Source organism: Kytococcus schroeteri (genome assembly GCF_042433515.1).
Lineage (GTDB): Bacteria > Actinomycetota > Actinomycetes > Actinomycetales > Dermatophilaceae > Kytococcus > Kytococcus schroeteri.
The window spans coordinates 1-723 of record NZ_JBHLVH010000026.1 but is presented as its reverse complement, the minus strand read 5'-3'; the positions used below and the strand labels follow the sequence as shown (position 1 = coordinate 723).

Here is a 723-nt window from a genome sequence, read left to right as displayed (position 1 = left end):
TCTGCTCCACCGTTCACGCCCTGCCCGGTCGCCGCGTTCGCCGGGTTCGTCCTGTGCGTCGCGCCGTGCGGGCCGTCGCCACGCCCGCCGGGAGTGGTGCGCCCGGCGGGGGCGCTGAGTCCGCCGGGGGTGGTGCGCCCGGCGGGGGCGCTGAGTCCGCCGGGGGTGGTGCGGCGGGTGGGGCTGGTCAGGGCGTCCAGGGCCTTCTTGAGCATGTGGGCCTGGACCTCGGGCAGGGTGAACCGGCCGCTCCAGGTGCCGTCGTGGTTGTCGACCATCCACAACCGTGTGTTCTCCCACGCGGCCCGTTCACCGGCGGCGACCTGGTCGTCCTCGTACGCGTCGGCCACCGCCGGGGTGATGCCGAGCTCGTCGAGCACCCGGGGTGCGCGGCGCCGCAACCGGGAGGGTGACATCACCGCGGCCCAGTCGGTGAGGACCTCCTCGGCCCGGGCCCGTTGGGTGCCGGTGAGGTCTCCCGGGAGGGCCTGGAGCTGCTCGATGACGATCGCGGCCTGCCGCTCACCGACCCGTCCGGTGTCGCACGCGCCGGCCAGCACCGGGAACCGCGGAACCGGCGCCGTGTCCGTCCCGCCGGTGGCCACACCGTGTCTGCCGGCCCGGTCACCGTCCTCCCCACGCCCGGCCCCGGCCCCGGCCCCGGCCCCGGGCGTGGGGGTGGGGGCACTGTTGCCCAGGGCGTCGGCCAGGGCCTGGTCGCGG

General features: G+C 77.0%; 1 protein-coding gene. It reads right to left on the bottom strand.

Annotated features, from left to right (window positions below):
- Positions 1 to 723, bottom strand: a 723-nt coding sequence (locus ACFFHC_RS10190; RefSeq protein ID WP_379805176.1) for a DUF222 domain-containing protein, incomplete at both ends; no start/stop codon positions are given.